Raw genomic sequence first — 11,586 nt, forward strand, 5'->3', positions numbered from 1 at the left:
GATTATAAACTTTTTAAGGCTAATTTTATGATTTGCTCTACAGAAGCATCTGAATTTTCTTTCAAAATAGCAGAAACTAGCTTGTCTGACTGTTTTCTTTGGAAACCTAAAACTTCTAAAGCAGATAACGCTTCATCTTTGTTTGTATTGCTTACAGAAAGAGAAACTTCATCCATATTAAAAGTCTTTAAGATTTTATCTTTTAAATCTACAATAACTCTTTGTGCAGTTTTTGCTCCAATACCTTTTACAGACTGAATTAAAGCCACATTTTCGGATGCAATTGCATTTTGTATTTCTTCTGAAGTCATCGAAGAACACATAGTTCTTGCAATACTTGGCCCAACCCCAGAAACAGAAATTAAAAGTTTAAATACTTCTCTTTCTGTTTTGCTAATAAACCCAAAAAGTGTGTGTGCATCTTCTCTAATGGATAAGTGTGTGAATAAAACAACGTTTTCGTCTTCTGGTAAACTAGAAAATGTATTTAGAGAAATATGAAGTAAATACCCAACACCATTGCAATCGACAACAACTTCTGTCGGACTTTTTTCTACTAATTTTCCTCTAACTTGTGTAATCATAACTTGTATTCAGGCTTCTAAAGTACTATTTTATATTTGTTGTTGCCTAATTTTTTAAAATATTGCTAAAATTGGAAAAGAAAAGATTATTGAAGCTAGAAAATAAACCAAACTTATAATTTGTTCGTAAAAAGTCTTACATAAACCATCTTTTAACAAAGCGATTTTTTTGTCATTCCAACTTCCAACTTCCAACTTTTACTTCAAACTCCCTACTTCTTCCTCCTCTTCTCTTTTTGTTGCGCATCTACAACCGCCAAAGCAGCCATATTTACCATCTCGTCTACACTTGCACCTAATTGTAAAATATGTACAGGTTTATCGAATCCTAATATTACTGGGCCAATAGATTCTGCACCTTGTACTTCTTTCATTAATTTATAAGTAATATTTGCAGATTCTAAATTTGGGAAAATCAGCACATTTACTTTTTTTCCATTCAGTTTAGAAAAAGGAAATTCTTTTGCTAATAATTCTGGATTTAATGCAAAATCTGCTTGAATTTCTCCATCTATAACCACTTTAGGGAAATTACGATGAATGTAAGAAACCGCTTCTCTAATTTTCTTAGAAGTATCTGAGTTTGATGATCCAAAATTAGAATAAGATAACATTGCAATATTTGGACTTACACCAAACATACTTGCAAAATTACCAGTCATTTGTGCAATTTTTGCTAATTCTTTTGCACTTGGATTCTCGTTTATAGTTGTATCTGCTAAAAATAATGGACCTTGTTTCGTTAACATTAAATTACAAGCTGCAATTCTAGAAACATCTTTATCTCTTTCAATTAACTCTAGCATTGGTTTTACTACAGAAGGATAAGGCCTAGAATATCCAGTAATTAAAGCGTCTGCTTCGCCTTCATTTACCATCATTGCAGCGAAATAATTACGTTCTCGCATTAATTTTTTTGCTTCAGAAAGTGTTCTTCCTTTTCTTTGGCGGGTTTTCCAATACGATTCTCCAAAACGATTTCTTCTTTCGTTTTCTTCATCTGTTTTTGGGTCTATAATTGGTACATTACCTGTAAAACCTATTTCTGCTTTTAGTTCTAAAATAACTTCTTTTCTTCCTAAAAGAATTGGTTTTCCTAGTTTTTCTTCATGCACTCTTTGAGCTGCTTTTAATACATCTAAATGATCTGCTTCTGCAAAAACGATACGTTTTGGATTGCTCTTTGCTCTGTTGTGTAAAAGCCTAATTTCTTTAGATCCAGAACCAGAACGTTCCATTAATTCTTCGCGATATTTGTCCCAATCTGTTATAGGTTCTAAAGCAACCCCAGAATCCATTGCAGCTTTTGCAATAGCTGGAGGTATTTCATAAATTAATCTTGGATCAAATGGTTTTGGAATAATGTATTCTTTACCGTAAGTTAAACTTACTTCATCATACACAATATTTACTTGTTCTGGAACCGATTTTTTAGCCAAATCTGCTAAAGCATGTACAGCTGCCATTTTCATTTCCTCATTAATTTTTGTAGCCCTAACGTCTAAAGCACCTCTAAAAATAAACGGAAAACCTAATACATTATTCACTTGGTTAGGATGGTCCGATCTTCCAGTTGCCATAATAATATCTTTTCTAGTTGCAACTGCGACATCGTATTCAATTTCTGGATCTGGGTTAGCCATTGCAAAAACAATTGGGTTTTTGGCCATACCTAATAACATTTCTGGTGTTACCACATTTCCCATAGAAAGACCAATAAATACGTCTGCATTTTGCATGGCTTCCTCTAGAGTGGTAATATCTTGGTCTGTTGCGAACTCAGCTTTTTGCGAACTTAAGTTGTCTCTATCTTTTCTGATAACACCTTTACTATCGCACATAACTACATTTTCTCTTTTTACACCCAATTTTAAATACAAACGAGTACAAGAAATTGCAGCTGCACCAGCTCCATTTACTACTATTTTTACTTTTGTAATATCTTTTTCGGAAATATCAATCGCATTTTTTAAAGCAGCCGCAGAAATAATTGCAGTTCCATGCTGGTCGTCATGCATTACAGGAATGTCTAATTCTGCTTTTAACCTTGTTTCTATTTCGAACGCTTCTGGCGCTTTTATGTCTTCTAAATTAATGCCGCCAAAAGTAGGTGCAATTGCTTTTACAGTGGCTATAAAATGCTCTACATCTGTTGCATCTACTTCAATATCGAAAACATCGATATCTGCAAATATTTTAAATAACAAACCTTTTCCTTCCATTACTGGTTTAGAGGCTTCAGGGCCAATATCTCCCAAACCTAAAACTGCAGTACCATTCGAAATTACAGCCACTAAATTTCCTTTAGAGGTATATTTATAGGCGTTATTTTTATCTTTTGCAATTTCCAAACAAGGCTCTGCAACTCCAGGAGAATAAGCTAATGCTAAATCGTGTTGTGTTGCATACTTCTTAGTTGGTACAACTTCAATCTTTCCTGGTTTTGGTTTTGCGTGGTATAGTAAAGCTTCGTGTCTTTTTCTAGAATCACTCATAAATTTGTAGTTTGTTTGAACCTGCAAATATATGGTTTTCAAAGTAAGAGAAAATGAAATTTAGAAAGAATAATTGGTGAAAACTTGGTTTAGAAATTCATGTTTTTAAGGATTTTGTTTTCTGAAAAAGTAATTTTAAACGAGTGAGTTGTAAGATTTGCATTTAGTTCTGCAAATTCATTGTTATTTCTCCAAATAATATGAAGTTCATTTTCCTTTGATTTTTTAATTTCCATTGTTCCTAAAAATGCTTTAGAGGTATTTCTTAAACGCATTATTTTAAGTTGGTTTCTAACAATTTCTGTTTTTAAACCCTCTTCAATATCTTCATTAGAAAGTGTTGTTCTGTTAATTTCTTTATGACCACCACTACCACCTTTGTCTGCGGCTTCATAATTATTTTTACCTGCAAAAAGGTCTAAATACCAAACCTGTGGTATTCCTGGCATAAACATTTGTATTGTTCTTGCCAATAATAACTTTTTTTCACTTTCGCCTAATGCACTAAAGAATGTTGCATTTACTTGGTAATAAGATATTTTTTTTCCTGATGGATCGTATAAGTTTTTAACTCTTCCACCACGATTTATAACAGTTTCCATAATAGATTCTATTTCTGAATCTTCTAATAAACCTTTGTTGTAAGTTCCATTGATTTCTTTTCCTTTTAAATCTAAAACCGGAATTCCATCGTGGCAACCCAACATATTTACAGTTTTGTACCCTTTTTCAATAATTTCATTTGCCCAAGTTATAATTGCTTTGTTCGAAGCAGTTTCTAATGTATGGATCATTAATCCTGGTAAGAAAAAATCGTAAATTTGGTATCCTTCTTTGGCAACTTCATCATGAAGATTTACACCATATTCTGCATGAATTTCTGGTAAAAGAATTAAATCGTTTTTCTTTGCAATTTCATTAATTCTATCTAGATAATTCCAAGTGCCTGGTTTGTTGAAAAAATTTGTTTGCCCTATTTCTTTGTGCAAATAAGCGAAAGCATCTAAACGTAGAATTTTACAACCAAAACTTTTTACTTTTGCTAATGTTTCTTCGTAAAAATCCCAAACTAATTCCGACTTTGCATTTACATCCATTTGGCCTAAAAAAGACCTGTTTTTATTTACAATAGGAATAATTTTACCTTTTAAATTATTGAAATTTTCAAAATCAACATCTTCTATTTTAAGTTTGTTTTCAATGGCTACGTTTACTTTTTTAGCAATAGTTTTAGCTTGATCTTCAGTAACTCCCTCAATAGTTAAAATTTCTTCAGTAGTAATTTTTGAATAGTTTATTTCTTGATAAAAGGTGTTCCAATACGGTTTTTCTGTTCCATCAGGAAAAGGGACTTTTAAAATAGGAAGACCAGATTTTCTCATGAATAACTTATTAAGATATTCTTCTTTAGGAATTACAATTCCGTCTTTATTTTTTGTTCCATTATTTTCCCAAAAAGTATTCCAATCGATAAAAAATTCTTTGAATTTTGAAGCTTCACCATTTGCTAACAAATCTTTAAACTGTGGAGAATTTACAGATAAGTGATTCAAAACAATATCGAATTTTAATTCAATATTTAAACTTTCTAGCGTTTTTAAATTATCTGTAGAAACTAATTCTTTATTTAAATTGTAATCTATAACAGAGAAACCTCTGTCTAAATCGCTATTAAAAAAAGTTGGCAACACATAAAACAACGAAAAAACATCTTTAAGTTCTTCTTTTTGAAGCAAGTTTACAGTGTCACTTAAATTGGTTCCAATACTGTCTGGATATGCATTAAGCATAACTCCGTTAGAAATAATGTTCATATTTTCTGATTGTATAAATTGTATTGTTTTTTGAAAGAAACTTATAGAAGTTTGGATAAAACATTAATATTATCTGGAAGCCTACCTACATTCTGAAGTTTTAAAGCCGCTAATTTTAAAGCGACTTGCAAACATTCTTCTATTGGTTTTTCTTTAATATAAGCGAATAAAAAACCAGACCAAAATGCATCTCCAGCGCCAGTTGTATCCATTACTTTTTCTATTTTTATTGCTGGTAATTGAATTACTTCTTTTTCTTTTTGAGAAAGTTTTACACCTTTACTACCTAAAGTTAAACAAACAGTTTCTACTCCTAAATCATGAAAGAAATTAAAAATTTCTTCGTGTGATAATTTTTTTTCGAAGAATCGAAACATATCATCATCACTAATTTTTATTAATGGATTGTATTTGCAATATGTTTTTATAACTTCTAAAGCTTCTTCTCTATTAGACCATAATTCTTTGGCATAATTTAAATCGATACTTAATTTGCACCCGCTTTTAAAAGCTTCTGTAGCTTTGTTTAAAATGGTAGTTTGTGCAGGTTTTTTACTCAACGCAAAACAAGTTGTGTGGTATATTTTTGTAGCAGCTAACATTTCTGCTGTTATTTGCGCTTCAGAAATTGCACAATCTGCATCTCTATATGGTATAAAATCTGGTGTTCCGTTTGATTTTGAAACAAAAATGACACTTGTAGCTTTATTATCAAGCTTTTTTATGTGTTTTGTATCAATACCAATTTCATCTAATCTTTTAAAAATGTATTCTCCAAAACCATCATTACCAACCGCAGAAACCATTGTTGAATTTAACCCTAATCGTTTGCAATTCATAGCAACGTTTGCTGGAGAACCTCCTAAATATCTATGATAATCTCTGGTTCCGTTAATTAATACATCGTTTTGGTGACCGATAAAATCGATTAAGACTTCACCAACACATAAAATATCTATATTTCTTATAAAATTTTTCAAAATAATCTAATTTGTAATTGAGTAAAAAAACTACTGAACTTGTTTTTTACTTTTAATAAATAGGGTAAAAATGGCGCTTATAATCAGTAAAACACCTGCAAAAGTTATTGCGTTTCTTGGGTCGTTATCTAAAAAGTTTTTTAGAATGTATCCAAAGGATAATGTTTGAATAATCATTGGAATTACAATCATCATATTAATAATTCCCATATACACACCATAACGTTCTTTTGGAATGTCTGCAACCACCATTAAATATGGAATTCCCATCATACTTGCCCAACCAATACCAAAACCAGTAATTGCAAAGAATAATAAGTTTTTATTTTCGATATGTGGAAAAGCTAAAAACCCTATTGCAGCAATTATTAAACAAAATGCGTGTACTCTTTTTGCACTATATTTTTTTGCAAAACCAACCAGTGCAAAAGCTACTAAAAAAGTAACTACATTATACCAACCGTTTACTAAACCAGTCCAACTTACAGCTTCGCTATATAATTCTGTATTATCTGGTGTTGCATTCCATACAGACAATGCCACACTTTTAGATGAGTTTTGCCAATAACAAAACAGTGCATACCATTGAAATAAATAAACCAATGCCAATTGCCACATTACTTTTGGCATGTCTTTTATTGCTGAAAAGATTTCAACCAAAGGACCAATAACACTTCTTTTTTCACTTCTTAATTTTGCTAATTCTTCTGCTGTTGGAGGTATTTCTTTCGTTTTACGAATACTCCATAAAATGGTTCCTATAGAACAAGCTGCTCCCAAGAAAAAAGAGGCATATACCCAAGTTGGTAAAGCACCTGTGGTTCCTATAAAAATTAATGGAAATATAAATAATGATAAATTTGCCAAAACCTGCCCCAAACCAGTAAAGAAACTTTGCATTTGAAACCCTAAAGGTTGTTGCTCGTCATCTAATTTGTCTGCTATTAATGCTCTGTAAGGTTCCATTGCAGTGTTGTTACCTGCATCTAAAATCCATAATAAACCTGCTGCCATCCATAAAGAACTGCTAAAAGGAAATGCCAATAAAGTTAAACTACATAAAATTGCTCCAATTAAAAAGTAAGGTTTACGTCTTCCAAATCTTGGACTCCAAGTTTTATCACTTAATGCTCCAATAATTGGTTGTACTAACAAACCTGTTACTGGACCAGCAAGATGTAATAATGGAATTTGATCTGGACTTGCACCTAAAAAATCGTAAATTGGTGTAACTGCACTTTGTTGCAATCCAAAACTATATTGAATTCCGAAGAACCCAACATTCATATTTAAGATTTGCCAAAAGCTTAATTTAGGTTTTTTAATTTTCATTTTTTTTGATTTTTTCGTCTAGAACTTTTAGAAATTCTTCAAAGTTGCCTTTGTTTAAAAAAACATCTCCTTTATTGTCTATAACAGGTAGACTTAAAGTGTGTATAGAAATATTTGCTTTTTGAAGTTTTGCTAACATTTCTTGTTCTTTCTTTTTATTGATATCAATATCGTAATAAATGAATTTAATCTTCTTATTTTTTAAAAAAGCTTTTGTATCTAAACAAGTATGACAGCTATCGCTTCCATACACAATCATTTTCTCTTTTTTTGAATCTTTGGTTTGATGAAATGATTCTTGAGCATAGTTTTGAAGCGAAGTTAAAAATAGAACAACAATTATTAAATATTTCATTTTAAAATTTATTTTAGATAGATAATTAATATTTTATCCCATTAAAAATTTTGCAAATTAGACTTCTTCATTAATAGTTTTTAGTTTTAATAAAATAGAGCCAATAAACTTTTCATTGGCTCTATTTCTAATTCAAATCAATAAAAAATAACAAACTTTTTTTTTAAAAACTATATTGCAATGTCATAGTTGTAGAACGACCAGAAATTGTTCTTGCTGCAGCTAAACCACCAGCGATGTTTCCATTTCCTTCAACTTCTGTTACACCAATTGTATCGAATAAATTGTTTGCATTAACGCTTAATGATAAGCCTTTTGTTAAGCTAACTTTTGCTACTGCATTTACGTAAGCATACCCAGGCATTACAAGATCATTATCATCTTGTGCAAAAGATTTAGAAGTACCTAATATTGTGATTCCAAAAAGATGTTGCTTGTTTGCTCCAAATGAATATGTTGGTGCTAAATTGTAAACAAAATCTGCTTGTCTTCTTGGTTTATTCCCTTTATTTGCTCCACCATCAATTTCTGCTTTAGTATAAGTAACAGAACCGTTTATAGAAAAATCACCAAAATTATATGCAGATTCTACCTCTAAACCTAAAGCCTTAAATGGATTTCCAACAGTTCTGTTTAATTCGTTACTAATACCTTCATCTGTATTACTTACAAAACCTGTTACATTTAAAACACCGTTATTTAATCTCTTTTTTAAACCAATTTCAAATTGAGAAATTTCGTCAAACTGTACATCTCCTAAACCATCTGACCCATAAGTGTTTCTATCTGCAGCTCTACCAGATGCACCTTTACTGTATCTTCCAAAAACAGCAGAACCGTCGTTAATTTTATAGTTTAAACCTGCAGAGAAAGAAATAAAATTATAGTCATCACTTATTGCTTGTCCTGGATTACCAGCTATAGTTGGTATCGTAGATTCAAAATCATTAATTACTCCATCACTGTTGTAGTCAAAACCAATTAAATCTCCATTAGCATCTAAATTACTTAATTGTCCAGAGTTTATAGTTCCGTTAACATTTACGTTTTCAAAACGAATACTACCATCAAAATTTAATTTTTCATTAATTTCTGCATCTACTCCTACATAAGGAGAATTTACATTGTGTACAGTATTGTATTTTCTTTGACAACAGTTACCCCAAACTGGCTGACCGAAAGAATAAGCCCCACCTTGAGAAAATCCATCAAAAACTCCTAATCTAGCTTTACCATCTCCTGCTACTTCAGAAATAGCAGAACTCCATTGCCATCCTATTTTAGTGTTTTGTGTAGCAGAGAACATACCTACAGTTACACCGATGTTATCATTAATTGCTTTAGTAACTTTTACATCACTAAAAAAGTTACTTAGATCTTCTATAGTTACATCAAAATATCTAATATCTTGTGCCAATCCGTTTGCAGGGTTAAATGGTGTTCCATCTTGGAAAGTTAAAGCACCAGTTGCTCCTGAAGCACCTCTTACCAAAGTTTCTATTTCTGCTACTGTACCTACATTTGCGGTAAATGGAGCATTCCATTGACCAGAATTGTTTGAGTATCTTGCTTTAGCATTTACTTTCCAGTCGTCTCCAAGGTCAAAAGAAAATTCTGCACCAACTGAAGCACTTACTGGGTTGTTACCATTTCTCATATCGTTTTGTGTAGGATTCCCATCATAAACACTATATGTATTTTGAATATTTACAGAATGTGGTGTATCTGAAGTAATATCAAAACCTGGAAGGTTTCCAAAAGTAGGGTTAGAATTTGAACCTGTTAAACTTACTGGCATTGGCATATACATTACAGACCTGTCATTTAAATACTTGAAATAAGTACGAACGTAACCATTCTTAAATTCTTTAGTAATGTTTGCTTTTAATTGCCCTCCTTTATTACCTTGATAACCAATATTTCTTGGACCTTCGCCCACACGCATAAAACCACCAACGTGATAATATAATCCTTCACCAATTGGAGTCCCATATTCAAAATCTAATCTACTAGTTTGATAATCTAAACCATAAGTTGCACCTACAGTACCACCTTCTGTTCTTCCTGTTTTGCTAATCATGTTTATGATACCTGCTGGACCATTAGATGTTTGTGTAGAAGCAGAACCACCTCTAATTGCCTCAACTCTTCCAACATTAGAATCTATACGTAAAAAGTTATCTGCATTACCAAAAGAAGTATCTCCAAATAACAATATTGGAAGCCCATCTTCTTGCAATTGTAAATATCGAGAACCACCTGAAGAAACTGGTACACCACGAACATTAAAATTTGCATTACCTTCACCACCAGAAGATTCAGCACGAATACCTGGTATGCTTCTAAAAAGTTCACCTGCAGATCTTGGTGAAGCCTGCTCTATTTGTTTAACGCCTACTGTAGAAATAGAAACACTAGACTCTAATTTAGATTTAGGATTTACAACACCTGTTACTATTATTTCATCTAAAGATTGTGCATTTTCTTTAATGGTAATGTCTAATTTTAAATTTCCATTAACAGTAATTTCTTTTGTGAAATTATCGAAACCAATGTAAGACGCAACAATTGTATATGTTCCGTTTTCTACATTTTTAATTTCGTAATTTCCATCAAAATCTGAAGTAGATCCTGTTGTTGTTCCTTTAAGGAGAATGTTTACTCCAGGTACTAATTCTCCATTCTGGTCTTTTACTGAACCAGAAATTGTTGACTGCGCAACAAATACTGTTGTTGATAGTAAAAATACCATCAAAACAGCAATTCTAAAGTGTAATTGTTTTTTCATTTTAAATGTGAATTTAATAAAAAGTTAATTGTTTTTTTGTCAAATGTATTTTTATAAGCAAAATAGTTATTAAAAAAATAAATCGAAAACGTTTTCGATTTGCCGAAAACGTTTTCGATTAAGATAATTTAGTATATTTACGAGGTAATTGAGCACATATTTATTGTCAAAATAATGAATTTAACATGGTAACATTAAAGCAAATAGCAGAAGAATTAGGTATTTCTATAACTACGGTTTCAAAAGCGTTAAAAGAATATCCAGATGTTAGTAAAAAAACAAGGAAGTTGGTAAGAGAAACAGCATCTATGCTAAATTACAAACCAAATTCTTTCGCCGTAAATTTAAGAACTAGAGAATCGAAAACTATTGGATTAATTATTCCAGTAATTGTACATCACTTTTTTTCGAGTGTTATTAAAGGGATTATTGAGCAAGCAGAAAAGAAAGGGTATTTGGTAATTATTTTACAATCTAATGAGTCTTATGAGTTAGAAAAAAAACAAATAGACTTATTATTAAGTAAAAGAGTAGATGGAATTTTAATTTCTTTAGCAAATGGTACAGCAGATTTTAAGCATTTAAATGATGTTATTGAGAATGAAACACCTTTAGTTATGTTCGATAAAATTGCCAAAATGGTAAAATGTTCTAAAGTTATTATAGACGATAGAAAAGCATCTTACAAGGCAACACAACATTTAATAGATATTGGTTGTAAAAGAATTGCACATTTTAGAGGCCCTTTATTGCCTCAAAATTCAATTGATAGATTTTTAGGGTATAAAAAAGCATTATTGGATAATGGTTTAGAATACGACTCTTCTTTAGTATATATATGTGAATGTGGAGATATGAGTTTTGAAGAAGGAAAACTTAATGCTAAAAAACTTTTAAAAGAACACAAAGATGTAGATGGAATTTTTATAAATACAGATCTAGTTGCAATTGGAGCAATGACAGAATTTATGAAACAAGGCGTAAAAATACCAGAAGACATAAGTATTGTTGGTTTTAGTAATTGGTTTATGGCATCTGTAATTTCACCTTCTTTAACAACTATTAATCAACCAGGTTTAGAAATGGGAATAAATGCATTTAAATTACTTTATAAAGAAATAAAGAAGAAAAAGAAAAATTCTGATTTTAGTTTTAAAGAACTTGTTTTAGATACAGATTTAGTAATAAGAGAGTCTACTAAAAATTAATTTTATTTAAAATTAATTTTAATAGGTAAG

At 31.0% G+C, this 11,586-nt stretch carries 8 protein-coding genes; 1 reads left to right on the top strand and 7 read right to left on the bottom strand.

The features are described from left to right. Positions 1-2: 2 nt before the first annotated feature. The 7 genes from ruvA to H9I45_RS11545 form a co-directional block, all read right to left on the bottom strand. Positions 3-584 (bottom strand): Holliday junction branch migration protein RuvA, encoded by a 582-nt coding sequence (ruvA, locus tag H9I45_RS11515; RefSeq protein ID WP_088352675.1) that lies wholly within the window; start codon positions 582-584, stop codon positions 3-5. A 212-nt stretch (positions 585-796) separates the two neighbouring features. Further along, complete coding sequence (locus H9I45_RS11520) at positions 797-3,079, bottom strand: NADP-dependent malic enzyme (protein ID WP_088352676.1); 2,283 nt, start codon at positions 3,077-3,079, stop codon at positions 797-799. An 89-nt stretch (positions 3,080-3,168) separates the two neighbouring features. Next, a complete protein-coding gene (locus tag H9I45_RS11525) occupies positions 3,169-4,893 on the bottom strand; it encodes an alpha-amylase family protein (RefSeq protein WP_088352677.1) in 1,725 nt (574 codons plus the stop codon). A 41-nt stretch (positions 4,894-4,934) separates the two neighbouring features. Next, positions 4,935-5,873: a carbohydrate kinase family protein gene (locus tag H9I45_RS11530; RefSeq protein ID WP_228454883.1), complete on the bottom strand. Its 939-nt coding sequence runs from the start codon at positions 5,871-5,873 to the stop codon at positions 4,935-4,937. A 30-nt stretch (positions 5,874-5,903) separates the two neighbouring features. Then, positions 5,904-7,205 (bottom strand): MFS transporter, encoded by a 1,302-nt coding sequence (locus H9I45_RS11535; RefSeq protein WP_088352678.1) that lies wholly within the window; start codon positions 7,203-7,205, stop codon positions 5,904-5,906. Beyond that, complete coding sequence (locus H9I45_RS11540; protein WP_088352679.1) at positions 7,195-7,560, bottom strand: glutaredoxin family protein; 366 nt, start codon at positions 7,558-7,560, stop codon at positions 7,195-7,197. The genes H9I45_RS11535 and H9I45_RS11540 overlap by 11 nt, the downstream gene beginning before the upstream one ends. Before the next feature lie 163 nt (positions 7,561-7,723). Beyond that, positions 7,724-10,348 (bottom strand): TonB-dependent receptor, encoded by a 2,625-nt coding sequence (locus tag H9I45_RS11545; RefSeq protein WP_088352680.1) that lies wholly within the window; start codon positions 10,346-10,348, stop codon positions 7,724-7,726. Between the two features lie 185 nt (positions 10,349-10,533). On the opposite strand from H9I45_RS11545, the gene H9I45_RS11550 reads away from it, so the two are divergent. Further along, positions 10,534-11,556, top strand: coding sequence for a LacI family DNA-binding transcriptional regulator (locus tag H9I45_RS11550; protein WP_088352681.1), 1,023 nt, complete (start codon positions 10,534-10,536; stop codon positions 11,554-11,556). Positions 11,557-11,586: the final 30 nt, after the last annotated feature.

It is taken from the genome of Polaribacter haliotis (assembly GCF_014784055.1).
Classification (GTDB): Bacteria; Bacteroidota; Bacteroidia; order Flavobacteriales; family Flavobacteriaceae; genus Polaribacter; species Polaribacter haliotis.